Source organism: Sphingobium agrisoli, from assembly GCF_041877245.1.
GTDB lineage: Bacteria > Pseudomonadota > Alphaproteobacteria > Sphingomonadales > Sphingomonadaceae > Sphingobium.
Genome location: NZ_JBHDJI010000011.1, coordinates 68,410 through 94,238, shown reverse-complemented (window position 1 = coordinate 94,238; position 25,829 = coordinate 68,410). Strand labels below are relative to the sequence as shown.

The window sequence follows — 25,829 nt, the reverse complement described above, 5'->3', positions numbered from 1 at the left end:
CGACCCATGGATGCGACGCCCCCTAGCATGGCTTTTGCGCCGCGACAAACCTCCCCTCTGGGGAAGGGAGCGGCGTGGGCGCGGACGGCCTTCGACGCAATCGAAGCCTGGCTGGAGCGGGAGCAGGAGCAGATCGGCCTCTGGGCGCCGGTGGCGCTGGGCGCGGGGATCGCCGCGTGGTTCTTCCTGCCCAACCCTATGGCCTGGCTGGCTTTTTGCTGCGTCGCGCTGGGAGCGGCGTGTCTGGGCGCGGTGCTGCCCGATGGTGGACGGCTGCGGCGGATGGTCGCGGTAGGCGGTGTACTCGCTTGCGCCGGCTGCCTGCTGGTTTGGGGAAAGGCCGCGCTGCTAGGGCAGCAACCGCTCGCCCGGCCGGTCTTCACGCAAATGGCGGGAACGGTTGAGTCGGTGCGGCCCGTGCCGGCGCAGCAGATGGTGCGGGTGGTGCTGCGCCCGGTGGACGCGCCGACGCTGCCGGCGGTTGTGCGGGTCAATATCGCTGAAGCTGACATGCCGGCGGGGGTGGGCGAGGGCGCGCTGATCCGGTTTCGGACGCGGTTGATGCCGCCCGCGCCGCCGAGCGTGCCGGGCGGCTATGACTTTGCCGCGCGCGCTTATTTCCAGGGGATCGGCGCGACGGGTAAGGCGCTCAAGCCCGTGGAGGTGCTCCGCGCCTCGACCGCCGGGCCGCCGCTGAGAGGGCGTCTGTTCGAGCATATCCGCGCGCAGTTGGACGGACCGGCGCAAGGCATCGCCGTGGCGCTCGCGACCGGGGATCAGGGCGCGATCAGCGAGGCGGACGCCGAGGCGATGCGGCGGAGCGGGCTCGCGCATCTCCTGTCGATCAGCGGGCTGCACGTGACGGCGCTAATAGGAGCGGTCATCTTCCTGCTGCTTCGAGTGCTGGCGCTCAGTCGGCGAGCGGCGCTGGGCCTGCCCCTGATGCTGATCGCGGGGGCGGGCGGCGCGCTGGCGGGGATAGGCTACACCTGGCTGACGGGCGCGGAAGTGCCGACGGTGCGGTCCTGCGTCGCGGCGCTGCTGGTGCTGTGCGGCATGGCGATGGGGCGCGACGCGATCACCCTGCGGCTGGTGGCAACGGGCGCGCTGATCGTGCTGTTGCTGTGGCCGGAGGCGCTCGTGGGACCGAGCTTTCAGATGAGTTTCGGGGCGGTGACCGCGATCGTGGCGCTGGCCGAGCATCCGCGCTTCCGTGCCTTTGCGGCGGCACGGGACGAAGGGTTGGGGCGGAAGGCGGCGCGGGTGCTGGCGGTGACGCTGGCGACAGGGATTGCGGTCGAACTGGCGCTGATGCCGATCGGGCTGTTCCATTTCCACAAGGCGGGGCTGCTGGGGGCGTTCGCCAACCTGGTCGCGATCCCGCTCACCACCTTCGTCGTCATGCCGCTGGAGGCGCTGGCGCTGCTGTTGGACGTGGTGGGGCTGGGCGCGCCCTTCTGGTGGGGGACCGAGCAGGCGCTCGACCTGCTGCTGCTGATCGCCCACGGCGTGGCGGCGAGCCCGATGGCGACGATGGTTGCGCCGGTAATGCCGGTGCTGCTGTTCGGGCTGATCGCCGGCGGGCTGCTCTGGTGCCTGTTATGGCGGACGGCCATGCGCTGGGCGGGGCTGGCGCCGGTGGGCATCGGCATGACGCTGGCGCTGCTCACGCCAGCGCCTGACGTTCTGGTCACGGGGGACGGCCGGCATGTTGCGGTGCGGAGCGGGGCTGGCATGGCCCTGCTGCGCGAGCGGGCGGGGGACTATGTGCGCGACGTGCTGGCCGAAAGCGCGGGCTATGCGGGCGAGCTCGGCGCCATTGCCGACCTGCCGGCGGCGCGCTGCTCGACCGATCTCTGTGCGCTGGAGATGGAGCGGCATGGGAGGCGGTGGCGGCTGCTGCTGACGCGGAGCGACATGCTGATCGAGCGGGCCACCTTTGCGCGGGATTGCGCGGCGGCGGATATCGTGATCAGCGACCGGCGGCTGCCGCGCTGGTGCCGGCCGCGCTGGCTGAAGGTCGATCGGCGGCTGCTGGCACGGACGGGGGGATTGTCGATCGACCTGGCGCGGGCCGAAGTTCACACCGTCACAAGGCCCGGTGACGCGCATCCGTGGATTGTTGGGCCGGCGCGAAAACCCACGCCTAGCGCTTCGAACCCTGGGCCCCGGCTTTCGCCGGGGAGCTAAGGGGTCATGAGTTCGCCTGATTAGTTATAACGCCGCAGCAGCCCGGCGAGCTTGCCCTGGATGCGGACCTGGCGCGGATCGTAGATTTGCGGTTCGTACGCGGCGTTGGCGGGATCGAGCCGTACCTTCGCGCCGTCGCGGCGGAAATATTTGAGCGTCGCTTCGGCCTCATTAATCAGCGCGACAACGATCTGCCCCTCGCGCGCGACCTCTGTCCGCTGGATCAGCGCGAAGTCGCCGTCGAGGATGCCTGCCTCGACCATCGAGTCGCCGGATACTTCGAGCGCATAATGGTCGCCCGCGCCGAGCAGGGCAGCGGGGACGGACAGCATCGTCTGCCCCTCCATCGCCTCGATCGGCACGCCGGCGGCGATGCGGCCGTGCAGCGGGATTTCGACCACGTCATTGGCGGCGATCGGGAGCGCCGGCGCGGCCTTTGGCTTCAGTTGCACGACCGGCGCGGGCGCGCGATGCATTGCTTCAGGGAGCTTCAGCACTTCGAGCGCGCGGGCGCGATTGGGCAGGCGGCGGATGAAGCCGCGCTCCTCCAACGCGTTGATGAGCCGGTGGATGCCCGATTTCGAGCGCAGGTCGAGCGCGTCCTTCATCTCCTCGAACGACGGCGACACGCCGCCTTCCTCAAGCCGGGTCTGGATGAAGCTCAGCAATTCCTGCTGCTTGGGCGTCAACATCGCGGTCCTCCATGGAACGTATGAGGAACGCATAGGAAACACATGCGGATTAGTCAACGGGTTTCCGCGGTAACATTCAGCCAAGCGGCAGGATTGTGACGCGACCGCCGGCATGCGCCGGAGGCGATCCGGCGGGGCGCAAAATCAGGCAGTCGGCGCGTGCCATCGCGGCGGTGGCGGCGCTGTCCTGCGAGGTGGCGGAGACGATGCCCTCCCCGGTGCGGAAGGCGCGGAGATACTCGTCGCGCTCGGCCGTGGCGGGGAGCGGTGAAGCCAGTGGCGCGTCGCTGGTCTGCGGCAGGGGCCGGGCCGCACCGGACAGGTGGCGCACCAGCGGCAACAGGAAGAGAGTGGCGGTGACGAAGGCGGACACCGGATTGCCGGGCAGGCCCAGGAAGAGCGCGTCGCCCATCCGGCCCGCCATCAGCGGTTTGCCGGGCCGCATCCTTATCTTCCAGAAATCCAGCGTGCCGCCCGCCGCCGCGAGGGCCGGGCGGATGAGGTCATGATCGCCCACCGACGCGCCGCCGGTCGACACGATGAGGTCGGCCGATCGCGCACTGTCCAGCGCGGCGGTGGTGGCGTCGAGATCGTCGGGGACGATGCCGAGGTCGGTGACGTCGCAGGGAAGGGCCGCGAGCAGCGCGGCCAGCATGGGCGCGTTCGAGGATGGGAGAAAGCCGGGCGGGGTCGGCGCGCCGGGCGGGACCAGTTCGTTGCCGGTGGACAGGATCGCGACGCGCGGGCGGCGGCGGACCGGCAGCGCGCCATGGCCCGCGAGGACCGCGAGCGCGATCTGGGCAGGGCCAAGATGCGTGCCGGCCTCCAGCAACGTCGCGCCGCGCGCGAAATCGGAGGCGGCCGGGCGGACATGGCGACCGGCTGGTAGAGGGTCATCGCTCGCGGTCAGACGATAGCCGTCGCGAGTGGCGTTTTCCTGCATCAAAATGGCGTCGGCGCCGGGCGGCAGGGGCGCACCGGTGAAGATGCGGCAGGCTTCGCCGGGACCGATGCGCGCGAGGGCGGCCGCACCAGCCGCGCTTTCCTGCGTCAGGCGCCAAGGGCCAGGATAGTCGGCCGCGCGCACGGCATAACCATCCATCGCCGAAAGGTCGGCCCAGGGCTGGTCGCGCAAGGCCTTGATGTCCTGCGCCAGCCAGCGGCCGGTCGCCTGCGCGATCGGCACGGTCTCGGCCGGCAGCGGGGGCGCAAGCGCGAGCAGTCGGGCCTGCGCCTCGGCGACCGGGAGCAGGCTCATGGAGCGCGTCGCCAGTCGCCCGACTTGCCGCCGGTCTTGGATTCCAGACGGACGCCGCCGATGACCATGGCTTTGTCGAGCGCCTTCGCCATGTCGTAGATGGTGAGGAGGGCGACCGAGGCGGCGGTCAGCGCCTCCATCTCTACCCCGGTCTGGCCGGCGGTGCGCGCGGCGGCGGTGACGGTGACGCCGCCATCGTCCAACGTGAAATCGACCGTCACGGCGCTGAGTGCGATCGGGTGGCAGAGCGGGATGAGGTCGGCAGTGCGCTTGGCCGCCATGATGCCTGCGACGCGCGCGACGGCCAGAACGTCGCCTTTCTTGACCAGGCCCTGCGCGATGGCGGCGGCGGCCTGCGCGCTCATGTCGATGTGGCCCGAGGCGATCGCTTCGCGCGCGGTCGTCGCCTTGGCGGAGACGTCCACCATGCGCGCCGCGCCGTCTTCGTCCAAGTGCGTGAGGCCGGTCATGCCCCGGTCAGCAGCGTGCGGGTAGCCACCTCGACATCCGCCTGGCGCATGAGCGTTTCGCCGACGAGGAAGCAGCGCACGCCATGGTCGGCCATGGCGGCAAGGTCGACATGGCCGGTCAGGCCACTTTCCGCGATGAAGGTGCAGCCTTCAGGCGCTTTGCCGACCAGATCGTAGGTGCGGGCGAAATCCACCGAGAAGTCGCGCAAATCGCGATTATTGACGCCGATCAGCCGCGAGCGCAGCGCCAGGGCTCGCTCCAGTTCGGCTTCGTCATGCACCTCGATCAGCGCGTCCATGCCAAGGCCCAGTGCGGCATCCTCGATCTCGCGCATTTGCCCGTCTTCGAGCGCCGCGACGATGATGAGGATGGCGTCCGCACCCAGCGCCCGGCTTTCCAGCACCTGCCAGGGATCGACCATGAAATCCTTGCGGAGGACCGGGAGCGAACAGGCGGCGCGGGCGGCGACCAGATAATCGTCATGCCCCTGGAAATAAGGTTCGTCGGTGAGGACCGAGAGGCAGGCCGCGCCGCCGGCTTCATAGGCGGCGGCGTGGGCGGGCGGATCGAAATCGGGGCGGATCAGCCCCTTGGAGGGGCTCGCCTTCTTGACCTCCGCGATGAGGCCGAATCCGGTCGCGGCGGCGGCGTCCAGCGCGCGGCGAAAGCCGCGGGGTGGGGTCTGGCCGGCGGCGCGGGCTTGCAGGTCGGCGATGCCGGTCGCCGCCTTGCGCCGCAGAACATCCTCGCGCTTGAAGGCGCAAATCTCGGTCAGCTTGTTCATGAATAGGTTATCCAGCAATTGAGCAGCGCGTTGGCAAGGCCGCGATCGATGGTTTCGGCGGCTTCCTCGACGCCTTCCTTAATGTCCCGAACGGCTCCGGCGACCAGCAGGGCGGCGGCGGCATTGAACAGCACGGCGTCGCGATAGGGGCCGGCCTCGCCCTGGAGCAGCGCGCGCAGGGCAGCGGCATTGTGGGCGGCGTTTCCGCCCCGGATCGCTTCGACCGGATGGGTGGCGAGGCCCAGTTCGGCGGCGGTCAGGCGGCGCATGGCGACGAGGCCGTCGGCCGTCACCTCCGCGATGTCATTACCCGCGGCCAGCGAGAGTTCGTCCAGCCCCTCATCGCCCGACACGATCATCGCATGATCGACGCCGAGGTCGGCCAGCGCCTGTGCGTAGATGGGGACATAGGCGGGTCGGGCAATGCCGATGAGCTGGCGGCGGACGCGCGCGGGGTTGGCGAGCGGACCCATGAGGTTGAAGATGGTGCGCTCACCGATTGTCCGGCGAATGGGGCCGAGGCGTTTTAGCGCGGGGTGGTAATTCTGCGCGAAAAGGAAGCAGATGCCGAGGTCGGCGAGTGTGGCTTCGGCGGTGGCGGCGGCCTTGTCGAGGTTCACGCCCAGCGCTTCCAATGTGTCGGCGGCGCCTGCCTTGGACGAGGCGGCGCGATTGCCGTGCTTGGCGACCGGAACGCCGGCGGCCGCGACGACGAGGGCGACGGCGGTGGATACGTTGAGCGTATGATGTCCGTCGCCCCCGGTGCCGCACACGTCGATCGCGCCTTCCGGCGCTGTAACCGGGATCATGCGCGCACGCATCGCCCGGGCGGCGGCGGCGATCTCGGTCGCGGTCTCGCCGCGTCGTGCCATGGCGACGAGGAAAGCGGCGGTGTCCGCTTCGGGCAGGTCGGCGTCGAACAGCAGATCGAAGGCGCGGGCGGCCTCATCCGCATCGAGCGGCGTCGAAGGGTCGGGCAAGGGAGTCATCGCCGTCGCCTTATGCCGCGCGGGCCGGATGAGTCGAGAGGCGATATCTTCCGTGGGCGGGTGCTTCATCAGACCCCTGTCTTTTGGGGCAGGGATGCAGCCAGCGGCTTCTTCAAACGTAGGGGCGGCATCCCCGGGAGGCGGGGTGTGGATGAGGAAGGACGATCGTGATGAAATTCTCTACTCTGTCGCTGGCGCTTGCGGGCGCGCTGATGAGCGTCGGTGGCGCGGCGGTCGCCAACCATCATGAGGGCAAGAACCCGATGGTCGGCGGCGCGGCGATGTATCCGACCAAGGACATCATCGACAATGCGGTGAACTCGAAGGACCACACCACGCTGGTCGCGGCGGTCAAGGCGGCGGGTCTGGTCGAGACGCTGAAGGGGCCGGGGCCGTTCACCGTCTTTGCGCCGACCAATGCCGCTTTCGCCAAGCTGCCCGCCGGCACTGTCGATACGCTGCTGAAGCCTGAGAACAAGGCGCAACTGACCGGCGTGCTCACCTATCATGTGGTGGCGGGCAAGCTTTCCGCCGCCGACCTGATCGCGCAGGCCAAGGCCAATGGCGGCAAGGCGACGCTGACCACGGTTCAGGGCGAACCGCTGACCGCCTGGGTGCAAGGCTCCGACGTCTGGTTGCAGGACGCCAAGGGCGGCAAGTCCAAGGTGACGATCGCCGACGTCAATCAGTCCAACGGCGTGATCCATGTCATCGACACGGTGCTGATGCCCTGACCGATACGGTGACGGGAGGAGCGGCCGGACCTCATGACGGGTCCGGCCGCTTTTTCTTGCGGGTCAGAAACTGGCGCCGTCGACCTTCAAGATGGTGAGGCTGTCGAGATCGACCGAGGGCACGCAGCGCAGGTTGATCGCGCGCATGTCGCCCTGGGGCGACTGGCCGAGCGCGAAGGCTTGCGTGCCGCAGGTCTTGCAGAACTGATGCGTGATCTTGTGCTTGTAGAACAGATAGTCGGCGAGGTTTTCCGCGCCGCTTTCCAGAGTGAACTGATCGGCGGGGACGAATGTCAGCACGAAGCCCTTGCGGCTGCAGTGCGAGCAGTTGCAGGTCATGGCCTCGGCCGGCGGATCGCCATCGACGCTGAAGGTGACCGCGCCGCAGTGGCAGCTTCCCTGATAAGCCATGTTTCGCCTCGTCGATTTGGGGGGATCTGGGGTCTCAAGTGTATCGCGCCAACGCCCAAGATGCCAGCCTGCGCTGGCATGACGGCATGCGTTCAACTGACCAGCTTCTTCAACCCCATCACCGTGTCCGCCTCATGCGCCGGCTTGTCCTTGCGGATGCGCGAAATCCTGGGGAAGCGCATCGCTAAGCCCGACTTGTGCCGTTTGCTGTCGTGGATGGAGTCAAACGCCACCTCAAGCACCAGCGTCTTTTCGACCTCCCGCACCGGGCCGAAGCGATTGAGCGTGTTCTGGCGGACGAAGCGGTCAAGCCATTTCAGTTCTTCGTCGGTGAAGCCGCTATAGGCCTTGCCCACGGGCAGCAGCTCGCCATCCTCGGTCCAGCAGCCGAATGTATAGTCCGAATAGAAGGACGAGCGTTTGCCGTGGCCGCGCTGGGCGTACATCATGACGCAGTCGGCGGTCAGGGGATCGCGCTTCCATTTGTACCAGAGCGCGGCCTTGCGCCCGGCGACATAGGGGCTGTCGCGGCGCTTGAGCATGACGCCTTCGATCGCGGCATCGCGGGCGCCGGCGCGGATGTCCGCGAGGGTGGAGAAGTCGGGCGCATCGATCAGTTGCGAGAGGTCGAAGCGGTGGGCGTTCAGGGTCGGCGCGAAGGCTTCGAGGCGCGCGCGGCGATCGGTCCAGGGGAGAGCGCGCAAATCGTCCTCCCCCTCGATCAACAGGTCGTAGAGGCGCACGAAGGCAGGGAAATCCTCCATCATCTTCATGGTGACGGCCTTGCGACCGAGGCGCTGTTGCAGGGCATTGAAGCTGGCGGCCTCACCGCCCTGAAACTCGCCCTTCACCAGCAATTCTCCGTCGAGGACGGCATGGCCGGCAAAGGCGGCGGCGATTTCGGGGAAGCTGCCGGAGATGTCGTCGCCCGCGCGGCTGTAGAGGCGGGTCTCGCGGCCAGTGCCGACGATCTGAATGCGGATGCCGTCCCATTTCCATTCGGCGGCATAGTCGGCGAGGTCGACGCTGTCGGCTTCGAGCGGGTGGGCAAGCATGAAGGGCCGGAAATAGGGTGTGCCTTCGGGGTCGGGGCGGCCGCTGCGGCCTTCGGCCCAGTCGAACAGGGCGGCGTAGGGTGGCGCAAGGGCGTGCCAGACCTGCTCCACGTCATCGACATCGAGTCCGAAGCCTTGCGCGAACCCGGTCTTGGCGAGGCGGGCGGAGATGCCGACGCGAAGGCCGCCGGTGGCTAGCTTCAAGAGGGCGAAGCGGCCCGATGCGTCGAGATGGTCCATCATCTGCGCCAGCGCATCCGGGGCGGCGGCGCGGCTGACATTGTGAAGCCGGTCGATGACGGCGGCCAGGCTCAGGGAGCCGTCGTCGATCTCCGGGGGCTGCTCCTCGCGCTTGGGCCAGAGCAAAGCGACGGTTTCGGCGAGGTCGCCGACATAGTCGCGGCTCATTTCGAACAGGACGGGATCGGTGCGGGCGCGGATCATCTCGCCGATGGCGGAGGATTTGACCGCCTTGAGGTCGAGATTGCCGGTGAGGGCGGCGAGCGCCCAGCCGCGATCGGGGTCGGGGGCGCTGCGCATATAGGCGGCGATCAGGTCCAGCTTGCCGTTGCGCGAGCGGGTATAGACGAGGCCGTCGAGGAGTTGGGAGAAAGCGCGCATGCTCTCAATCCGCCGTGCTCCGGCGAAAGCCGGAGTCCAGGGTTTGCGAACGCGGCGCTATCCGGCCCTGGGCTCCTGCTTTCGCAGAAGCACGGTGGTGCGAACGTCTATCCTTCATCTTCGTCCTCACGGCCGACGAGCGCAAGGGCGCGGGCGCGGATCTGGTGGGTCATGCACCAGTGCAGCAGCGCTTCCTCGCGGCCGTGGGTGATCCAGGTTTCCGTCGGGGCCACTTCACGGATAGTGTCGGTGAGTTCGTCCCAGTCGGCATGATCGGAGATAACCAGCGGCAGTTCGACATTCTTCTGCCGGGCGCGTTGCCGCACCCGCATCCAGCCCGAAGCCATGGCGGTGATGGGGTCGGGCAGGCGGCGGCTCCAGCGGTCGTTGAGGGCGGAGGGCGGCGAGACGATGATGTGGCCGCGCATGTCCTTGGCGGCAACGCCGGTGGCGGGGCGGAGTTCGCCCAGATCGACGCCGAAATCCTGATAGAGGGCGCACATCCGTTCCATCGCGCCGTGGATGTAGATGGGATCGTGATGGCCGCGCCCGCGCAATTCCTTGATGACGCGCTGCGCCTTCCCCAGCGCATAGGCGCCGACCAGCACGCAGCGGTCGGGATGAGCGTGGAGCGCGGCGAGCAGGCGATCCATCTCGCTGCCCGTATCGGGATGTCGGAAGACGGGAAGGCCGAAGGTCGCCTCTGTCACGAAGATGTCGCAGGGGATCGGCTCGAACGGCAGGCAGGTGGGATCGGGACGGCGCTTGTAGTCGCCGGTCACGACGACGCGCTCGCCGGCATGTTCGAGCAGGATTTGCGCCGATCCCAGAACGTGGCCGGCGGGGACGTAGCGGATCGTCACGCCGCCCATCCGCACTTCATCGCCATAGGCCACCGCCGTGCCGCTGGCGGTGCCGTAGCGCAGCGCCATGATCGCCAGCGTCTCGCGCGTCGCCCAAACGTGGCCGTGCCCGCCGCGCGCATGATCGGCATGGCCGTGCGTCACCAGCGCGCGCGCCTGCGGCAGCGATGGGTCGATCCACGCGTCGGCGGGCCGAACATAGATGCCGGTGGGGTGGGGCTCGATCCAGTGGTGCATATTAGGCACAAGATGGGACGGGTCGTTTCGGTTCCGCAAGGCCGCTGTCCCAAGGGGAGTCATCGCAGCGTAACCCGCGCGTCATGCAGGCGACACGCCATTGCCCTATGCGCGCGGCGGACGACCCGGCAGCGAGGAGTGCGGACATGGCGGCTTCAACCCACAAGACGATCACCAAGGCCGTTCACAAGCATCGGCACCTGTCGAAGCAGGGGCTGTTGGAGCGCGCCTTTACCTTCGCGTTTCGGGGGCTGGTCTATGCCCAGATTTGGGAAGACCCGGCGGTGGACATGGAGGCGCTGGCGATCGCGCCCGACAATCATGTCGTGACGATCGCATCGGGCGGCTGCAATGTCCTGTCCTACCTGACCGCCGACCCAGCCAAGATCACGGCAGTCGACCTCAACACCGCCCATATCGCGCTCAACCGGCTGAAGCTGGCGGCGGCGCGGCATTTGCCCGACCATGAGAGCTTCCACCGCTTCTTCGCGCGGGCCGACGACAAGGCGAATGTCGCGGCCTATAACGACATCGTCGCGCCGCATTTGGACGAGGCGACGCGGCGCTATTGGGAAGGGCGAGACTTGATCGGACGGCGGCGGATCGGCGGGTTCGCGCGGGGGATCTACAAGCATGGGCTGCTCGGCCGCTTCATCGGCGCGGCGCATCTGCTGGCGCGGCTGCATGGCGTCAACCCCAAGCGGATGCTCGACGCGCGGAGCCGCGAGGAGCAGGTTGCGATTTTCGAGGCCGAACTGGCGCCGATCTTCGACAAGGGGTTCGTGCGCTGGCTGACCAGCCAGCCCGCTTCGCTCTTCGGCCTCGGCATCCCGCCCGCTCAGTTCGAGGCGCTGGCCGGCGACGACCGGATGGACAATGTGCTGAAGGCCCGGCTCAAGAAACTGGCGTGCGACTTTGATCTCAAAGACAATTATTTCGCGGTGCAGGCGTTCGGACGGGGCTATGCAGGGGGTGAGGGTCCGCTGCCGCCTTATCTGCAAGCCGTCAACCATGACGCGGTGCGGAGCCGGGCCGAGCGGGTCGAGGTGCGGCATGTCAACTTCACCGACTTCCTCGCCAGCCAGGCGGAAGCGTCGTGCGACCGCTACATCCTGCTCGACGCGCAGGACTGGATGGATGACGCGCAGCTTAATGCGCTGTGGGCGCAGATCACGCGCACGGCGCGGCCGGGGGCGCGGGTCCTGTTCCGCACCGCCGGCGAGCCGAGCATATTGCCGGGCCGGGTGGCTGACGCCGTGCTCGACCGATGGGAGTATCGGGCGGACCAGTCGTTCGACTACACCGCGCGCGACCGTTCGGCCATTTATGGCGGGGTCCATCTCTATGTGCTGAAAGGCGCGGCGTGAGCGATCACAAGGCGCTGATGGACGGCGTCTATCGCTGGCAGCGGCATTTCTACGACATCACGCGCAAATATTATCTGCTGGGGCGCGACGGGCTGATCGCCGATCTGTCGCCGCCTGTGGGCGGGAGCGTGCTGGAGATCGGGTGCGGCACCGGGCGCAACCTGATCGCAGTGGGCAAGGCGTGGCCGCAGGCGCGGCTCTATGGCGTCGATATTTCCGAGGCGATGCTGGAGACGGCGCGGGCGTCGGTCGGGAAGGCAGGAATGGCGGATCGCGTGACGCTGGCGCAGGCGGATGCGTGCGGGCTCGATGCAGAGGCCCTGTTCGGACAGGCGACGTTCGACCGCGTGTTCATCAGCTACGCGCTGTCGATGATCCCCGACTGGGAGGGAGCGCTGGCTCAGGCGGCGCGGTGCGTCGGGCCGGGTGGGCGGCTGGAGATCGTGGATTTCGGGCAGCAGGAGCGGTTGCCGGGGGTCTGGAAGCGGGCGCTGTTGGGCTGGCTCGCGCAGTTTCACGTGTCGCCGCGCCGGGAAGTTGGGACCGCGATGGATCGGTTGGCGGTCGAGCTGGGCGGGTCGGCGCGGAGTCGGACGCTGTATCGCGGCTATGCGGTGCGGGGCGCGCTGCTGCGCGGTTAGGATTCGGGGCGGGTCCAGATCCAATTGCCGCCGATCAGCGCGGCGGCGACCGGCAGCAGAAACCAGGGCCAGGGTGAGAGGATCAGCGCGAGGAGGATGCTGAAGGCGAAGGCGGCGAGCGCGGCCTGCTTGCCGCGCCGGCTGATCGCGCCGCGCTCTCGCCAGCGACGGATGTGCGGGCCGAAATGCTGGTGGTCAAGCAGCTTGGCCTCCAGTCGAGGGCTGGAGCGGGCGAAGCAGAAGGCCGCGAGGATCATGAACGGAACGGTCGGCAGCAGCGGGAGGAACGCCCCGATCGTGCCGAGGCCGATCGAGACGAAGCCGGCGATGAGATAGAGATGTCGCCGCATGGGTGCGGGCTTCGCAGGGCGACAGGTCGTTGGCAAGGGCGATCATCCGCCATATGACGGGAGCCAGGCCGACAAGGGGATCGTCATGGAAGCGCAGCCGCATCACGCCGTCCATTATGTCAATCGCGTCGGATGGCTGCGCGCCGCCGTGCTGGGGGCCAATGACGGGATCGTGTCGACCGCCAGCCTGATGACCGGCATCGCCGCGTCGGGGGCTGACGTGCAGACGATTTTGCTGTCGGGCGTCGCCGCTCTGGTTGCGGGCGCGATGTCGATGGCGGCGGGCGAATATGTGTCGGTAAGCGCGCAGTCGGACACCGAGCGCGCCGACCTGGCGAAGGAAAGACAGGCGCTGGCGGACCAGCCCCATGCCGAATGGGCGGAATTGCGCGACATCTATGTCGAACGCGGGCTGACGCCTGTGCTGGCGGAACAGGTCGCCGAGCAACTGATGGCGGCCGATGCGCTGGGCGCCCATGCGCGCGACGAGCTGGGCATATCGGATATAGCGACGGCGCGGCCGGTGCAGGCGGCGCTGGCTTCGGCCGCGAGCTTCGCGGTGGGCGCCAGTCCGCCGATCCTGGCGGCGGCGGTCGCGCCGGGGGGACAGGCGATCCCGGCGATCGTGGGGATTTGCCTGCTTTGTCTGGTCCTGCTGGGTTATGTCGGCGCGCGGCTGGGCGGGGCGAAGCCTGTGCGATCGATCCTGCGGACGCTGTTGTGGGGCAGCCTTGCGATGGCGGCGACGGCGGTCGCGGGGCATCTGTTCGGCGCGGCGATATGATGGCAAGGTCCGCGCCCTAGCATCGAGGGAGACCGATCATGACCGATATCCAGTCCATTCCGCTCAAGACGATCAAGGGCGATGACGCGACGCTGGGCGATTATGCCGGAAAGGTCGTGCTGGTCGTCAATGTGGCGTCCAAATGCGGGCTGACGCCGCAATATGAGGGGCTGGAGAAGCTCTATGCCGCGCACAAGGACGAGGGGCTGGTGGTGGCGGGCTTCCCGGCCAATGACTTCGGCGCGCAGGAGCCGGGCAGCAATGACGAGATCGCGACCTTTTGCACCACGAATTTCGGGGTCGAGTTTCCAATGTTCGAGAAGATCGTGGTGACGGGGCCTGACAAGCATCCGCTCTACGCCGCGCTGACGAGCGCCAAGCCGGATGCGGCCGGCGACGGGGCAGCGTTCCGCGAGAAGCTGGTCGGCTATGGCATCACCCCCAATCCCGAACCGGAAGTGCTCTGGAATTTCGAGAAATTCCTGATCGGCAAGGATGGGGAAGTGAAGGCGCGTTTCGCGCCGACGACCGCGCCCGACGATCCGGCGCTCAAGGCAGCGATCGAGGCGGAACTGGCGGCATGATGCTGCGGCTGGTCGCGGCCGCGCTGCTGCTGTGCGGCGCGCCGGTGGCGCACGCGGCGATGTCTCCGGCCGAGCGGACGATCGGGACGAGCGTGGAGGCGGGCTATGAGCCGGCGGTCGCGCTGCTCGAACGGCTGGTGAACCAGAATAGCGGGTCGATGAATCTCGCGGGGGTGAAGGCCGTGGCCGACATGCTGCGGCCCGAGTTCGAGGCGCTGGGCTTTACCGTTACCTGGAAGCCGATGGATGCGGTCAAGCGCGCCGGGCATCTGATCGCAGTGCACAAGGGCAAAGCTGGTACGACCAAGATGCTGCTGATCGGGCATCTGGATACCGTATTCGAGCCGGATTCGCCATTCCAGACCTTCGTGCGCGAAGTCGGCGCTTCCGGTGGTGATTGGGCTCGCGGGCCGGGCGCGGCCGACGACAAGGGTGGGGTCGTCACCATGTTGCTGGCGCTCAAGGCCATGCAGGCGGCCGGCACGCTGAAGGCCGCGAATATCGAGGTGGTGCTGACCGGCGACGAGGAGGATTCGGGCGAGCCGGTGAGCGTGGCGCGCGGCGACCTTATCGCGGCGGGGAAGCGGGCGGACGTGGCGCTCGATTTCGAGGGGCTGTCCCAAGAGGACGGCAGGGATATGGGATCGATCGCGCGGCGATCGTCCAACAGCTGGACGGTGACCGCGACCGGCAAGTCGGGGCACAGTTCGGGCATCTTTTCCGCCAGCGCGGGAGACGGCGCGATCTATGAGCTGGCGCGGATCGTCAGCGCCTTCCGCAAGGAGCTGCCCGAGCCGAACCTCACCTTCAACGTCGGGCTGATCGGCGGCGGGCAGAGCGCGGACGTGGACAAGGACGGGGTGCGTATCGCGGTGACGGGCAAGACCAACATCATTCCGCCGATCGCCGTCGCCAAGGGCGATTTCCGCACGCTGAGCGAGGAGCAGACTAAACGGGTTCAGGCCAAGATGCAGGAAATCGTGGATGCGGGGCATCTGCCCGGCACGTCTGCGACGATCGCGTTCGACCTCGGCTATCCGTCGATGGCGCCGACGGCGGGGAACCGGGCTCTGCTCGACCGGCTGAACGGGGTCAATCGCGACCTGGGGCTGGCGGAGATGGCGGCGCTCGATCCGCTGAAGCGCGGGGCGGGCGACATCAGCTTCGTCGCGGCGGACGTGGACGGGCTGGTGGGGCTTGGTCCGGCATCGAGCGGGGATCATAGTCCCGCGGAGAAGGTCGACCTCGCCAGCATGAAGCGGCAGGCGACGCGGGCGGCGATATTGATGGGCCGGCTGGCGCGCGAGAAGGGGAGGAAATAGGGGGGGGGAACCGGTTCTCGACTTCGCTCGAAACGGCTTCTCGACTTCGCTCGAAGCGAACGGGTAAGGTAGATCATGATCCCTCATTCGCCTTCGCTTGCCACCTCGATCGGCCCGGTGCTGGAGACGCTGAGCATCGGGGGCACGTTCGTGTTCGCGGCGTCGGGGGCGCTGGCGGCGGCGCGGTTGCGGCAGACGCTCGTCACCTTCGCCTTTTTCGCGCTGGTGACGGGCGTGGGCGGCGGTACGGTGCGCGACCTGTTGATCGGCGCGCCGGTCTTCTGGGTGGTGAACCCGGTGCCGGCGATCGCCTGCATGGTCGCGGCGGTCGTCGTATGGTTCACGCCCCGCCGCTGGTGGAGCGAGCGGGCGCTCGACTGGCTCGACGCGATCGGGCTGGCGGCGTTTGCCGTATTCGGCGCGGCCAAGGCGATGAGCTTTGGCGTGCCGCCCTTCGTCGCGGCGATGATGGGCGTGGTGACGGGGTGCGTCGGCGGCATCATGCGCGACCTGCTGGCGGGCGAGCCGTCGATCCTGTTGCGGCCGGAGCTTTATGTGACGGCGGCGGCCTTTGCATCGGGTTTGTTCGTGGGGTTGCGCTGGGCCGGGCTGGATGTGCCGGTGGCGGGTGTGACGGCGGCGCTGTTCGGCTTTCTGCTGCGCGCAGTGGCGATCTGGCGGGGCTTGGCGCTGCCGGGCTACAGCATCGACAAAGACAACATAGGATAAGGTTGCGCAATCAAACTGCGCCGTTTGAGATCAAATCACCGATTTATCATCGGAAATTCATAAACTTCATTGTGTTCTGCCGTTCTCTCGCTAGGTCTGCTTGACAAGGGTAAAGATACCGCTAACAGGGGAGGGGATGGCGTGCAGCCAGCGGCAGCGCCTATCGGTCTTAGGGGCCGGGCGATATTGGCCTATGTCGGGTCGGACGGGGTGGATTTTGCCCTGCCGTCTTCGGCACCGGGCGACGTGGTCGGCGTGGAGCGGATCGGCGCGGCGGACTGCCCGACCTTCACCGATGCGCTGATGCGCTTTGCCGCGCGCCATGCCCTGCCGCTGCGCGAATGCCGGCTGTTCATGTCGATCGCGGGCGCAGTGAATGGCGCGACGGTGCGGACCACCAACGGGCGCTGGTTCATATCCCTGTCGGGATTGCAGGCGGTAACGGCGGGCGAGCCGGTCATCGTCAACGATGTGGCGGCGATGGCCTGGGCGACGGCGGAACGGCCGGCGGCGAAACCTTTCGGTGCGGCCGGCGACCTGTTCCGTGGGCAAAAGGGGCGGCATGCGGTCGTGTCGGCCTGGCGCGGCGGGCTGGGCGCGGCCTGCGTGGACAGGCGCGACGGGTTTCTGAAGATCGTCGAGAGCGAGGCCGGGCATACGCCCTTCGCCGTCGAGAGCGAGGCGGATTGGCAGATCGCCAAGGCCAGCATCGCGCGGCATGGCGACGCATCCTATGAGCGCATCCTGTTCGACCTGATGGACGGGGTGACGCTGCACCGGGCGGTCGCGGGGGCGGAGCTGGACACGCTGTTCGTGACGCTGCTTGGCCGCTACAGCGCGACGATCGCGCTGACCTTCGCGGCCTGGGACGGGCTGTATCTGTTCGGGACCGTGTTCGACCGGATCGGGGTGCCGCACAACGCGCCGGCCTTCCGCGCGGCATTCGAGGGCAAGGGCAAGCTGCGCGGGCTGCTGCAACAGACACCGACGCAGCTCATTCAGATGCGGCACGGATCGCTGAGCGGGCTGTCGATCCTCTACAGCCGCACGCGGTCTGGCTGACCTCAGGCAGCCTGTCGTTCTTCCAGTTCCAGTTCCAGCCGGTCCCAGATTTCGACCAAAGCACTGACGAGGTCGCGCATCATCGCCTCGTCATGCGCCGGGCCGGGGGTGAAGCGCAGCCGTTCGGTGCCGCGCGGAACGGTGGGATAGTTGATGGGCTGCACATAGGCGCCATATTCGGCGAGCAATATGTCGCTGATCCGCTTGGCCTTGACCGGGTCGCCGACCATCAGCGGGACGATGTGGGTGACAGACGGCATGACCGGCAGGCCCGCATCGGCCATCAGCCGCTTGAGCAGGGCGGCGGACGCCTGCTGCCCTTCGCGTTCCTCGTTCGAACCCTTGAGGTGGCGGACGCTCGCCAGCACGCCGGCGACCAGCACGGGCGAGAGCGAGGTGGTGAAGATGAAGCCCGGCGCGTAGCTGCGGATCACGTCGACGATCATCTGGTCGGCAGCGATATAGCCGCCCATGACGCCGAACGCTTTGCCGAGCGTCCCTTCGATGATCGTCACGCGGTCGGCGACCGCGTCCCGTTCCGAAATGCCGCCGCCGCGCGGGCCGTACATGCCGACGGCGTGAACCTCGTCCAGATAGGTGAGGGCGTTATACTCGTCCGCCAGGTCGCAGATGGCGGCGATGGGGGCGACGTCGCCGTCCATCGAATAGACGCTTTCGAACGCGATCAGCTTGGGCGCTTCGGGATCTTCGGCCGCCAGCAACTCGCGCAGATGATCGACGTCATTGTGGCGGAAGACGCGCTTTTCGCAGCCCGAGTTGCGGATGCCCGCGATCATGCTGGCGTGATTGAGTTCGTCGGAAAAGACGATGCAGCCGGGCAGCAGCTTGGCGAGGGTGGACAGGGTCGCTTCGTTCGAGACATAGCCCGAGGTGAAGAGCAGGGCCCCTTCCTTGCCGTGCAGGTCGGCGAGTTCGGCCTCCAGATCGACATGATAATGGGTGTTGCCACCGATGTTGCGCGTGCCGCCCGATCCCGCGCCGACATCATGGAGCGCTTCCTCCATCGCGGCGACGACCTTGGGATGCTGGCCCATGGCGAGATAGTCGTTGGAGCACCAGACGGTGATCGGCTTGGGACCATTATGGCCGTGGAAGCAGCGGGCGTTGGGGAAAGCACCCTTGTTGCGGAGGATGTCGATGAAGACGCGATAGCGGCCTTCGCTGTGGAGCCGGTCGATCGCCTGCGAGAATATATGCTTGTAGTTCACTACGCCCGTCTTCCCATATGCTCGCGCGGCCTTTGTCCGCTGCGCCATCCTCTGCCGAGGAGCCGCGTTTACCCGCGCGAGGGCCGCTTTACCAGCGATAACCGCTCGCAGGACTAGGTAGAATCCCTATCAGTCTGATCGAGCCTGCCCGCCATTGGACAAATGGCCCATGGCGTTACAACGCCTCCACGCGGTCGAGGCCATAGCCGGCGAGCGCGGCGCCGAGGGGGGCGATGCCGTCGTCGAGCCGGGTGAAGACGGCGACGCCGGGCGCGGGCGCGGCCGGCCAGGGCTGGCCCTGGGTCAGGTGGAGAATGCGGCGGGCGATGCCGTCGCCGCCATGGACGAAGCCGATGGGATGCGGCGCGGCGGCGGCGAGTTCGGCCTCCACCAGCGGGAAATGGGTGCAGGCGAGCACGACCATGTCCATGCGGTCGCCGCCCGGCTGGTCAATGAGGCCGGCGAGCGCGGTGCGGGCGACGGCCGGATCGAGCGGGTGGCCGCGCAGCTTCGCTTCGGCAAGCTGCACCAGCGCCGCCGAGCCGTGGCGCAGAACGGTGCAGTCGGCGCCATGTTCGGCGGCGAGGCGATCGACATAGGGCTGCCGCACGGTGGCGTCAGTGCCGAGGACGCCGAAGACGCGGCTTTTCGACAGGAGCGCGGCGGGCTTGATAGCCGGGACGGTGCCCACCACCGGGATGTCGAGCGCGGCGCGGACAGCCGAGAGCGCGATGGTGGACGCGGTGTTGCAGGCAATGACGGCAAGGCGGGGGCGGTAGCGTTCGACCAGGCGACCGAGCAGCGCGGGTACGCGGGCGGCGATTTCAGCCTCGCTCTTCGTGCCATAGGGGAAGCCCGCGCTGTCGGCGGCATAGACGATCGGCGCGGTGGGCAGGGCGGCGCGAGCCGGGCCAAGGATGGAAAGGCCGCCGACGCCGGAATCGAAGAAGAGCAGGGGAGCGTCTGGAGCGACCGTCATCGCCGCTGTGTCGTTACCTGCGCTGGCGCTGTCAACCGGGTTGGTCAGCCAGCAGGCCTCGCAGCGCTTCGAGACATTTGGCGTAGCGGGCCTTGTCCTTGGGCTCGCGCTAGGCGCGCAGGGTTGTGGACGGGGGTGTCGGTCATCACGGCCTTCGGCACTGGGCGAAGGTAAGGACGAGACGGGGATGGCAAGCGCGGCCGAGTTGTACAGCGAGTTGTACAGTTGATTCGTGGGTTCGGGTCGCAGTCATTCTGGATAAGCCATTGAAAGATTGATGAAATAGGATTTATGGTACGGCCATTGCTCCGGGGCGCTGTCACGCTATGGTCGCGGGCATCTCTTACCGGCGGATCGCATGACACCTCCCTGGCTTCTCCCTGCTTTCGTGCTCCTTCTGGGCTACCTGCTCGGCTCCATTCCCTTCGGCATCATCCTGACGCGGATCGGGGGGGCGGGCGACCTGCGGCAGATCGGGTCGGGCAATATCGGCGCGACCAACGTGCTGCGGACGGGGCGCAAGGGGCTGGCGGCGGCGACGTTGCTGCTCGACCTGCTGAAGGGGGCCGTTGCGGTGCTGGCGGGCGCGGCCCTGCTGGATGGGGGCGGGCCGATGGCGGGCGCGATGGCGTTCATCGGTCATTGCTATCCCGTCTGGCTGCGCTTTGCCGGGGGCAAGGGCGTGGCGACGATGATGGGGGTGGTGAGCGCGCTCTTCTGGCCGGCGGGGATCGTGTTTGCGGTGACGTGGCTGGGGATGCTGTTCGGCACGAAATGGTCGTCGGTGGGCGGCATGTCGGCGGCGGTGAGCGCGCCGGTCGCGATGTGGGCGTTCGGGCGGATGGACCTCGTGCCCGTGAGCCTTGCCATGGCGCTGATCCTGTTGTGGCGGCACCGGGAGAATATCGCGCGGCTGGCGAAGGGCGCGGAGCCGAAGATCGGATCGAACAAGGCGTGAGCGAGGGCGAGCGGTTCGACCGGCTGCGGCTCATCCGCTCGCCGCGCATCGGGCCGGTCAGCTATCGGCAGTTGCTGGCGCGCTTCGGGTCGGCGGGTGAGGCGTTGCGCGCGATCCCCCTGCTGGCGGAGCGCGGTGGCGGGCGCGCGAGCGTGGCGGAGGCGGGTGCGGTCGAGCGGGAGATCGCGGCGTCGCGGGCGCTGGGCGCGCGCTACCTGCTGATGGGGGATGCGGATTATCCGGCGATGCTCGACCAGATGGAAGGCGCGCCGCCGGCCTTGATCGTGAAGGGCGAGGGCGCGCTGGCGGCGCGGCCGTGCGTGGCGATGGTGGGCGCGCGCAATGCGTCGGCGGCGGCGTGCCGGTTCGCGCGGACGCTGGCGCAGGATCTGGGGCAGCGCGGCGCGGTAGTGGTGTCGGGGCTGGCGCGGGGGATCGATACGGAGGCGCATCGCGGGTCGATCGAAAGCGGGACGGTCGGGGTGATCGCCTGCGGGGTCGACGTGGTGTTTCCGCCGGAGAACCGGGATTTGCAGGGCGAGGTGGCCGAGCGCGGGCTGCTGGTGACCGAGCATCCGCCGGGCGTGCAGCCGCTCGCGCGGCATTTCCCGGCGCGCAACCGGATCATCGCGGGGCTGGCGCTCGGCACGGTGGTGGTGGAGGCCGCGCCCAAATCCGGATCGCTGATCACCGCGCGGCTGGCGGGCGAGGCGGGGCGCGAGGTGATGGCGGTGCCGGGATCGCCGATCGACCCGCGCGCGCAGGGGTGCAACGAACTGATCCGGCAGGGCGCGACCCTGGTGCAGAATGCGGCGGACGTGATGGAGGCGATCGGCGGTTTCGACACGCGGATGGTGCGACAGGGCAGCTTCGAGTTTCTGGGCGAGCCGGTGTCGAGCGACGTGGTGGCGGGCGAGCGGGCGGCGGTGGTCGCGCTGCTGGGCCATGCCGCGGCGCCGGTGGATGAGCTGATCCGGCTGTCGGGCCTGTCGCCGGCGGTGGTGCAGACGGTGCTTCTGGAGCTGGAGCTGGGCGGGCGGCTGGAGCGGCACGCGGGGGGACGGGTGAGTTTGGTGTGACCTTCCAGAGATAGATGCTCAGCGAGTCCGGTTCTACGGTCGGTGGTTGGCGTCTGCCCAATTGAGTGCAGCTTGAACCGCAGGCGAGAGATCGTGATTCCACGCCAAAATAAAGTTACCGATCATAATATACATCTCTCCCATCGGGGGGTTTGGTATCTGATTTCCCACCATTTCTACCATCACACCATCATGATGGTGTGTCACGATTCCCCAGCCTAGCCACGCTTCACCGTGCTCAACCAGCAGTCCTTTTTCTGTCGTCTTTAAGTGACAAAGGCAGTTGCGAAACTTACGGATCATCTCGGTGACGTCGCCTGAAAAATTTTGTTTTTTTGTAAAACACCTCCGGTGAGTATCTGTCTGATTTTTTATTCATGGTCTGCAGGAGATCATTTAGCTCGATCATCAATTGAGTGAAGGCTGGTTTGAATAGGGTGTGTTCCGGTTGATTAAAGATACCGGTACGAAATAGCTCTCTAATACTGTTTGCTGTCCATTTATTGAGGTGGATAACCGGCTGGGTTTTCACGGCACGCTCCTGGCTCACGTAGCAGATGCTACCACACTCTTCCTTTATGGCCGCCTCGCTATTCACTTTTGCTGGCTATCGGAAGAAGAAGAGACATGCCAGCCTGCGCTGGCATGACGGGGGTAGGCTGGATGTTTGCGTTCTGGTGGTCGCAGCAAAATGCTTCCGTCATGCCAGCGCAGGCTGGCATCTCAGGCGGCGGCGGGTAACGTCGCGTTATGCGTGAGGGCTGGACCTATATCATGACCAACAAGCCGCGCGGCGTGCTGTATGTGGGTGTGACCAATGCGCTTCATGTTCGGGTGGATCAGCACAGGCGCGGCGTGGGATCGGAATTCTGCCGGCAGTATAATCTTCACCGTCTTGTCTTGGCCGAACGCCATGAGGATATTCGGGAGGCTATCGCGCGGGAGATAGGCATTGAAGGCGTGGAAGCGAGAATGGAAGATCAGGTTGATCGAGGAGGCGAACCCGGAATGGCGCGATCTGTTCGACCTTCTCGCCTAGCGGCCTGAGATGCCAGCATTCGCTGGCATGACGTTGGTAAAAACGGGGGGCGCCGCTTGACGCCGCTTCCGCCCCTCCACACTCGCGAGGCGGGAAAGATGGTCCGATCATGATCCGTTTCGCGCCGTCCATGCGCGCGTTGGCTGTGTGTCTCGCTTTTCTGGCGGGCTATGTCGATGCGCTGGGGTTTCTGGCGACGTCGGGGTTCTTCGTGTCCTTCATGAGCGGCAATTCGACGCGGCTGGCGGTGGGGCTGGCGGGCGCTCGCACGGAAGCGGTGGCGGCGGGGACGTTGATCCTGTGCTTCGTTGCGGGGGTCGTTCTGGGCGCGGTCGCGGGCGCGAAGGCGGGGCGGCGGCAGAGCGGGGCGGTGTTGCTGCTGGTCGCGCTGCTGCTGGCTGGCGCGGCGGCGGCGAGCGGCTGGGGCGGGCTGTGGACGCCGGGGCTGCTGGCGATCGCGATGGGGGCGGAGAATGCGGTGTTCGAGCGGGAGGGGGAAGCGCCGCTGGGCGTCACCTATATGACGGGCAGTCTGGTGCGGGTGGGTTTCGGCCTGTCTGGCCTCGTCACCGGGCGGCGGCATCCCGGCTGGGCCGGCTATGCGCTGCTGTGGGTGGGACTGGTGGCCGGGGCCTTGGCTGGGGCGGCGCTGTTCCCCATGTTGCGGCAGGACGCGATGCTGCTGGCGAGCGGGGCCGCCTGTGCGCTGGCGGCATGGGCGTGGATTGCGGCGGCGCGGGCGCCATCCTAGACGCTTGACGCGCGCCGTCCTTTCTTTCCACCCTCGCGCGTGTACGTGAGAGATTATTAAATCGGGGCATTCATGCAGCTTGTCATCGTCGAATCGCCTGCCAAGGCGAAGACCATCGAGAAATATCTGGGCGGGGATTTTCACGTCCTTGCAAGCTATGGTCATATCCGCGACCTGCCGGCCAAGGACGGGTCGGTGGACCCCGACAACGGCTTTGCGATGTCGTGGGAAAATTATGGCGACAAGGGCAAGCAGCTGAAAGCCATCGCCGACGAGGCGAAGAAGGCGACGCGCCTGATCCTCGCCACCGACCCCGATCGCGAGGGGGAGGCGATCAGCTGGCATGTGCAGGAGGTGCTGCGGGCCAAGAAGGCGCTGCCGCAGACGGTCGACCGGGTGACGTTCAACGCGATCACCAAGGCGGCGGTGCTGGACGCTATGGCAAAGCCCCGCGCGCTCGACGAGGATCTGATCGACGCCTACCGCGCGCGGCGGGCGCTGGACTATCTGGTGGGCTTCACCCTGTCGCCGGTGCTGTGGCGCAAGCTGCCGGGCGCCAAGTCGGCGGGGCGGGTGCAGTCGGTGGCGCTGCGGCTGGTGGTCGAGCGCGAGCGCGAGATCGAGAGCTTCAGCCCCCAGGAATATTGGTCGGTCGCGGCCGAGATGGAACAGGGCGGGCAGGGCTTCACCGCGCGGCTGGTCCGCTGGAAGGGCGAGAAGATCGAGCGGCTGACCATCGGCCGCGAGGGTGACGCCATGGCGGCCAAGGCCGATGTGGAGGCGGGGCGCTTCACCGTCGACAAGGTGGAGACCAAGCCGCTCACCCGCAATCCGCCCGCCCCGTTCACGACATCGACCTTGCAGCAGGAAGCCGCGCGCAAGCTCGGCTTCTCCGCCAGCCATACGATGCGGATCGCGCAGCAGCTGTATGAGGACGGCGCGATCACCTATATGCGGACCGACGGCGTGCAGATGGACGGCAGCGCGATTTCGGCGGCGCGCAAGGCGATCGCGGAGCGCTATGACGGCGGCTATCTGCCCGAAAAGCCGCGCCAATATCAGACCAAGGCCAAGAATGCGCAGGAAGCGCATGAAGCCATCCGGCCGACCGAATTCGGGCGCGACAAGGTGGGTTCGGGCGATCATGCGCGGCTGTACGACCTGATCTTCAAGCGGGCCCTGGCTAGCCAGATGGCGAGCGCAAGGCTGGAGCGGACGACGGTCGATCTGGTCGATCAGACCGGGCAGCATGGGCTGCGCGCGACGGGGCAGGTGGTGATCTTTCCGGGCTTCCTGGCGCTCTATGAAGAGGGCCGGGACGACAGCGAAGATGATGATTCCAAGCTGCTGCCGCGCATGGCGGCGGGCGATGCGCCGGCCAAGAAAGCTGTTACCGCCGAGCAGCATTTCACCCAGCCGCCGCCGCGCTATTCCGAAGCGTCGCTGGTCAAGCGGCTGGAGGAGCTGGGGATCGGGCGGCCGTCCACCTACGCCTCGACGTTGCAGGTGCTGAAAGACCGCGACTATGTGCGGATCGAGAAGAACCGCTTCTTCGCCGAGGAGAGCGGGCGGCTGGTGACAGCGTTCCTGGAGCGCTTCTTCGAGCGTTATGTGTCCTACGACTTCACGGCGGGGCTGGAGGAGGAGCTGGACGATATTTCGGGCGGCCGCGCCCAGTGGCAGGCGGTGCTGGAAGCCTTCTGGCGCGATTTCAAGCCCAAGACCGCCGAGGTGATGGAGCAGAAGCCGAGCGACATCACCGCCGAGCTCGACAAGTTTCTGGAACCGATGCTGTTTCCGCCGAAGGCCGACGGCAGCAATCCGCGCGCGTGCCCGCTATGCGGCGACGGGCAGCTTTCGCTGCGCGGCGGCCGGTTCGGGGCGTTCATCGCCTGCTCCAATTACCCCGAGTGCAAATATACGCGCAAGTTCGGGCAGCCGGGCGGCAAGGAAGGCGAGGATACAGGGCCGGAGGTGCTGGGCCAGCATCCCGAGACCGGGCAGGACATCACGCGCAAATCCGGGCGCTTTGGTCCCTATATCGAGATGGGCGAGGGCAAGGAGGCCAAGCGCGGGTCGATCCCCAAGGATCTGCCCGATGGGGAACTGACGCTCGACTGGGCGGTGAAGCTGCTGAGCCTGCCGCGCGAGGTGGGGATGCACCCGGAGACGGGGAAGCCGATCGTTGCCAATATCGGGCGGTTCGGGCCCTATCTGCTGCATGACGGCAAATATGGGCGGCTGTCCTCCACCGCCGAGATTTTCGAGGTGGGCATGAACAGCGCGGTCGCGAAGCTGGCGGACGCGGCGAACAAGGGCGGGCGCGGGGCATCCTCGCGCGAGGCTTTGAAGGTGCTGGGCAAGCATCCGCGAACGGAAGCGGAGATCAAGCTGATGGCGGGGCGCTATGGTCCCTATGTCACCGACGGGACGACCAATGCGACTCTGCCCAAGACGATCGAACAGGAGGCGCTGACGCTGGAGGAAGCCGCGCAGCTGATCGACGCGCGCGCGGCGGCGGCGCCGGCCAAGAAGGGTAAGAAGGCGCCGGCGAAGAAAGCGGCCGCGAAGAAGGCCCCGGCGGCGAAGAAGGCTCCGGCCAAGAAGAAGGCCGCTGCGGCGGAGTGACGGGGTGACGGGTGACGGATTG

At 67.3% G+C, this 25,829-nt stretch carries 26 protein-coding genes and 1 pseudogene; 14 read left to right on the top strand and 13 right to left on the bottom strand.

All coding sequences use genetic code 11. The features are described 5' to 3' along the window. Positions 1-27: 27 nt before the first annotated feature. Positions 28-2,190 carry a ComEC/Rec2 family competence protein gene (locus tag ACETPF_RS16720; RefSeq protein WP_373935683.1) on the top strand — a complete coding sequence of 721 codons (2,163 nt, stop codon included), beginning with the start codon at positions 28-30 and terminating at the stop codon, positions 2,188-2,190. Positions 2,191-2,210: 20 nt separating this feature from the next. On the opposite strand, the gene lexA is transcribed toward ACETPF_RS16720, so the two are convergent. From lexA to trpD, 5 genes are all read right to left on the bottom strand, one after another. After that, positions 2,211-2,882: a transcriptional repressor LexA gene (gene lexA / locus ACETPF_RS16715; protein ID WP_373935682.1), complete on the bottom strand. Its 672-nt coding sequence runs from the start codon at positions 2,880-2,882 to the stop codon at positions 2,211-2,213. Between the two features lie 76 nt (positions 2,883-2,958). Further along, entirely contained in the window at positions 2,959-4,140 is a 1,182-nt protein-coding gene (locus tag ACETPF_RS16710) for a molybdopterin molybdotransferase MoeA (RefSeq protein ID WP_373935681.1), read from the bottom strand. Then, on the bottom strand, positions 4,137-4,610 hold the full coding sequence (moaC, locus tag ACETPF_RS16705) for a cyclic pyranopterin monophosphate synthase MoaC (RefSeq protein ID WP_373935680.1): 474 nt from the start codon (positions 4,608-4,610) through the stop codon (positions 4,137-4,139). Before moaC ends, ACETPF_RS16710 begins: the two co-directional genes overlap by 4 nt. Beyond that, positions 4,607-5,395 (bottom strand): indole-3-glycerol phosphate synthase TrpC, encoded by a 789-nt coding sequence (gene trpC / locus ACETPF_RS16700; protein WP_373935679.1) that lies wholly within the window; start codon positions 5,393-5,395, stop codon positions 4,607-4,609. The genes moaC and trpC overlap by 4 nt, the downstream gene beginning before the upstream one ends. After that, positions 5,392-6,384: an anthranilate phosphoribosyltransferase gene (gene trpD, locus ACETPF_RS16695; protein WP_373935678.1), complete on the bottom strand. Its 993-nt coding sequence runs from the start codon at positions 6,382-6,384 to the stop codon at positions 5,392-5,394. The genes trpC and trpD overlap by 4 nt, the downstream gene beginning before the upstream one ends. Before the next feature lie 170 nt (positions 6,385-6,554). Here trpD and ACETPF_RS16690 point away from each other — a divergent pair, with 170 nt between their 5' ends. After that, positions 6,555-7,118, top strand: a complete 564-nt coding sequence (locus ACETPF_RS16690) for a fasciclin domain-containing protein (protein ID WP_373935677.1) — start codon at positions 6,555-6,557, stop codon at positions 7,116-7,118. A gap of 63 nt (positions 7,119-7,181) precedes the next feature. Here ACETPF_RS16690 and ACETPF_RS16685 read toward each other — a convergent pair whose 3' ends face one another. The 3 genes from ACETPF_RS16685 to ACETPF_RS16675 form a co-directional block, all read right to left on the bottom strand. Beyond that, positions 7,182-7,529, bottom strand: a complete 348-nt coding sequence (locus ACETPF_RS16685; protein WP_373935676.1) for a GFA family protein — start codon at positions 7,527-7,529, stop codon at positions 7,182-7,184. A gap of 92 nt (positions 7,530-7,621) precedes the next feature. Continuing rightward, on the bottom strand, positions 7,622-9,205 hold the full coding sequence (locus tag ACETPF_RS16680; protein WP_373935675.1) for a cisplatin damage response ATP-dependent DNA ligase: 1,584 nt from the start codon (positions 9,203-9,205) through the stop codon (positions 7,622-7,624). A 107-nt stretch (positions 9,206-9,312) separates the two neighbouring features. Beyond that, positions 9,313-10,305, bottom strand: coding sequence for a ligase-associated DNA damage response exonuclease (locus ACETPF_RS16675; RefSeq protein WP_373935674.1), 993 nt, complete (start codon positions 10,303-10,305; stop codon positions 9,313-9,315). A gap of 146 nt (positions 10,306-10,451) precedes the next feature. Between ACETPF_RS16675 and ACETPF_RS16670 the strand changes: the two genes are divergently transcribed. Beyond that, a complete protein-coding gene (locus tag ACETPF_RS16670) occupies positions 10,452-11,672 on the top strand; it encodes a BtaA family protein (protein WP_373935673.1) in 1,221 nt (406 codons plus the stop codon). Continuing rightward, a complete protein-coding gene (locus ACETPF_RS16665; protein WP_373935672.1) occupies positions 11,669-12,313 on the top strand; it encodes a class I SAM-dependent methyltransferase in 645 nt (214 codons plus the stop codon). Before ACETPF_RS16670 ends, ACETPF_RS16665 begins: the two co-directional genes overlap by 4 nt. Here ACETPF_RS16665 and ACETPF_RS16660 read toward each other — a convergent pair. Further along, positions 12,310-12,663: a YbaN family protein gene (locus tag ACETPF_RS16660; RefSeq protein ID WP_373935671.1), complete on the bottom strand. Its 354-nt coding sequence runs from the start codon at positions 12,661-12,663 to the stop codon at positions 12,310-12,312. The two genes, ACETPF_RS16665 and ACETPF_RS16660, sit on opposite strands and share 4 nt — an antisense overlap. An 85-nt stretch (positions 12,664-12,748) precedes the next feature. On the opposite strand from ACETPF_RS16660, the gene ACETPF_RS16655 reads away from it, so the two are divergent. The 5 genes from ACETPF_RS16655 to ACETPF_RS16635 all read left to right on the top strand — a co-directional run bounded on the left by ACETPF_RS16655 (position 12,749) and on the right by ACETPF_RS16635 (position 17,144). Further along, positions 12,749-13,447 (top strand): VIT1/CCC1 transporter family protein, encoded by a 699-nt coding sequence (locus tag ACETPF_RS16655; RefSeq protein WP_373935741.1) that lies wholly within the window; start codon positions 12,749-12,751, stop codon positions 13,445-13,447. Positions 13,448-13,485: 38 nt separating this feature from the next. Beyond that, a complete protein-coding gene (locus ACETPF_RS16650; RefSeq protein ID WP_373935670.1) occupies positions 13,486-14,031 on the top strand; it encodes a glutathione peroxidase in 546 nt (181 codons plus the stop codon). Continuing rightward, positions 14,028-15,353: a M20/M25/M40 family metallo-hydrolase gene (locus ACETPF_RS16645; RefSeq protein ID WP_373935669.1), complete on the top strand. Its 1,326-nt coding sequence runs from the start codon at positions 14,028-14,030 to the stop codon at positions 15,351-15,353. Before ACETPF_RS16650 ends, ACETPF_RS16645 begins: the two co-directional genes overlap by 4 nt. Before the next feature lie 75 nt (positions 15,354-15,428). Then, positions 15,429-16,082 carry a trimeric intracellular cation channel family protein gene (locus ACETPF_RS16640; RefSeq protein WP_373935668.1) on the top strand — a complete coding sequence of 218 codons (654 nt, stop codon included), beginning with the start codon at positions 15,429-15,431 and terminating at the stop codon, positions 16,080-16,082. A gap of 141 nt (positions 16,083-16,223) precedes the next feature. Beyond that, complete coding sequence (locus ACETPF_RS16635; RefSeq protein ID WP_373935667.1) at positions 16,224-17,144, top strand: glucokinase; 921 nt, start codon at positions 16,224-16,226, stop codon at positions 17,142-17,144. Between the two features lie 2 nt (positions 17,145-17,146). Here the strand turns inward: ACETPF_RS16635 and hemA are convergent, their stop codons facing one another. Both hemA and murI read right to left on the bottom strand, forming a co-directional pair. Continuing rightward, positions 17,147-18,373, bottom strand: a complete 1,227-nt coding sequence (gene hemA / locus ACETPF_RS16630; RefSeq protein WP_373935666.1) for a 5-aminolevulinate synthase — start codon at positions 18,371-18,373, stop codon at positions 17,147-17,149. A 175-nt stretch (positions 18,374-18,548) separates the two neighbouring features. Next, positions 18,549-19,352 carry a glutamate racemase gene (murI, locus tag ACETPF_RS16625; RefSeq protein WP_373935665.1) on the bottom strand — a complete coding sequence of 268 codons (804 nt, stop codon included), beginning with the start codon at positions 19,350-19,352 and terminating at the stop codon, positions 18,549-18,551. A 358-nt stretch (positions 19,353-19,710) separates the two neighbouring features. On the opposite strand from murI, the gene plsY reads away from it, so the two are divergent. Next, positions 19,711-20,310, top strand: coding sequence for a glycerol-3-phosphate 1-O-acyltransferase PlsY (gene plsY, locus ACETPF_RS16620; protein ID WP_373935664.1), 600 nt, complete (start codon positions 19,711-19,713; stop codon positions 20,308-20,310). Then, on the top strand, positions 20,307-21,389 hold the full coding sequence (dprA, locus tag ACETPF_RS16615; RefSeq protein WP_373935740.1) for a DNA-processing protein DprA: 1,083 nt from the start codon (positions 20,307-20,309) through the stop codon (positions 21,387-21,389). The genes plsY and dprA overlap by 4 nt, the downstream gene beginning before the upstream one ends. 33 nt (positions 21,390-21,422) lie before the next feature. Here dprA and ACETPF_RS16610 read toward each other — a convergent pair whose 3' ends face one another. After that, positions 21,423-21,692 (bottom strand): hypothetical protein, encoded by a 270-nt coding sequence (locus tag ACETPF_RS16610; RefSeq protein WP_373935663.1) that lies wholly within the window; start codon positions 21,690-21,692, stop codon positions 21,423-21,425. Beyond that, on the bottom strand, positions 21,682-21,921 hold the full coding sequence (locus ACETPF_RS16605; protein WP_373935662.1) for a hypothetical protein: 240 nt from the start codon (positions 21,919-21,921) through the stop codon (positions 21,682-21,684). Before ACETPF_RS16605 ends, ACETPF_RS16610 begins: the two co-directional genes overlap by 11 nt. Before the next feature lie 218 nt (positions 21,922-22,139). Here ACETPF_RS16605 and ACETPF_RS16600 point away from each other — a divergent pair. The 3 genes and pseudogenes from ACETPF_RS16600 (at position 22,140) to topA (ending at position 25,807) form a co-directional block, all read left to right on the top strand. Next, positions 22,140-22,428: pseudogene (locus tag ACETPF_RS16600) on the top strand (GIY-YIG nuclease family protein). Between the two features lie 109 nt (positions 22,429-22,537). Continuing rightward, positions 22,538-23,179 (top strand): YoaK family protein, encoded by a 642-nt coding sequence (locus ACETPF_RS16595; protein WP_373935661.1) that lies wholly within the window; start codon positions 22,538-22,540, stop codon positions 23,177-23,179. A gap of 72 nt (positions 23,180-23,251) precedes the next feature. After that, positions 23,252-25,807 carry a type I DNA topoisomerase gene (gene topA / locus ACETPF_RS16590; RefSeq protein ID WP_373935660.1) on the top strand — a complete coding sequence of 852 codons (2,556 nt, stop codon included), beginning with the start codon at positions 23,252-23,254 and terminating at the stop codon, positions 25,805-25,807. Positions 25,808-25,829: the final 22 nt, after the last annotated feature.

Excerpts from the sequence above, each read along its gene's own strand:
- trpD (WP_373935678.1), bottom strand. The coding sequence starts at position 6,384 with ATGACTCCCTTGCCCGACCCTTCGACGCCGCTCGATGCGGATGAGGCC.
- moaC (WP_373935680.1), bottom strand. The coding sequence starts at position 4,610 with ATGACCGGCCTCACGCACTTGGACGAAGACGGCGCGGCGCGCATGGTG.
- murI (WP_373935665.1), bottom strand. The coding sequence starts at position 19,352 with ATGACGGTCGCTCCAGACGCTCCCCTGCTCTTCTTCGATTCCGGCGTC.
- ACETPF_RS16710 (WP_373935681.1), bottom strand. The coding sequence starts at position 4,140 with ATGAGCCTGCTCCCGGTCGCCGAGGCGCAGGCCCGACTGCTCGCGCTT.
- ACETPF_RS16660 (WP_373935671.1), bottom strand. The coding sequence starts at position 12,663 with ATGCGGCGACATCTCTATCTCATCGCCGGCTTCGTCTCGATCGGCCTC.
- trpC (WP_373935679.1), bottom strand. The coding sequence starts at position 5,395 with ATGAACAAGCTGACCGAGATTTGCGCCTTCAAGCGCGAGGATGTTCTG.
- ACETPF_RS16675 (WP_373935674.1), bottom strand. The coding sequence starts at position 10,305 with ATGCACCACTGGATCGAGCCCCACCCCACCGGCATCTATGTTCGGCCC.
- ACETPF_RS16650 (WP_373935670.1), top strand. The coding sequence starts at position 13,486 with ATGACCGATATCCAGTCCATTCCGCTCAAGACGATCAAGGGCGATGAC.
- ACETPF_RS16685 (WP_373935676.1), bottom strand. The coding sequence starts at position 7,529 with ATGGCTTATCAGGGAAGCTGCCACTGCGGCGCGGTCACCTTCAGCGTC.
- ACETPF_RS16670 (WP_373935673.1), top strand. The coding sequence starts at position 10,452 with ATGGCGGCTTCAACCCACAAGACGATCACCAAGGCCGTTCACAAGCAT.
- lexA (WP_373935682.1), bottom strand. The coding sequence starts at position 2,882 with ATGTTGACGCCCAAGCAGCAGGAATTGCTGAGCTTCATCCAGACCCGG.
- topA (WP_373935660.1), top strand. The coding sequence starts at position 23,252 with ATGCAGCTTGTCATCGTCGAATCGCCTGCCAAGGCGAAGACCATCGAG.
- ACETPF_RS16595 (WP_373935661.1), top strand. The coding sequence starts at position 22,538 with ATGATCCGTTTCGCGCCGTCCATGCGCGCGTTGGCTGTGTGTCTCGCT.
- ACETPF_RS16655 (WP_373935741.1), top strand. The coding sequence starts at position 12,749 with ATGGAAGCGCAGCCGCATCACGCCGTCCATTATGTCAATCGCGTCGGA.
- ACETPF_RS16645 (WP_373935669.1), top strand. The coding sequence starts at position 14,028 with ATGATGCTGCGGCTGGTCGCGGCCGCGCTGCTGCTGTGCGGCGCGCCG.
- ACETPF_RS16720 (WP_373935683.1), top strand. The coding sequence starts at position 28 with ATGGCTTTTGCGCCGCGACAAACCTCCCCTCTGGGGAAGGGAGCGGCG.
- ACETPF_RS16690 (WP_373935677.1), top strand. The coding sequence starts at position 6,555 with ATGAAATTCTCTACTCTGTCGCTGGCGCTTGCGGGCGCGCTGATGAGC.
- plsY (WP_373935664.1), top strand. The coding sequence starts at position 19,711 with ATGACACCTCCCTGGCTTCTCCCTGCTTTCGTGCTCCTTCTGGGCTAC.
- ACETPF_RS16680 (WP_373935675.1), bottom strand. The coding sequence starts at position 9,205 with ATGCGCGCTTTCTCCCAACTCCTCGACGGCCTCGTCTATACCCGCTCG.
- ACETPF_RS16640 (WP_373935668.1), top strand. The coding sequence starts at position 15,429 with ATGATCCCTCATTCGCCTTCGCTTGCCACCTCGATCGGCCCGGTGCTG.
- ACETPF_RS16610 (WP_373935663.1), bottom strand. The coding sequence starts at position 21,692 with ATGATCCGTAAGTTTCGCAACTGCCTTTGTCACTTAAAGACGACAGAA.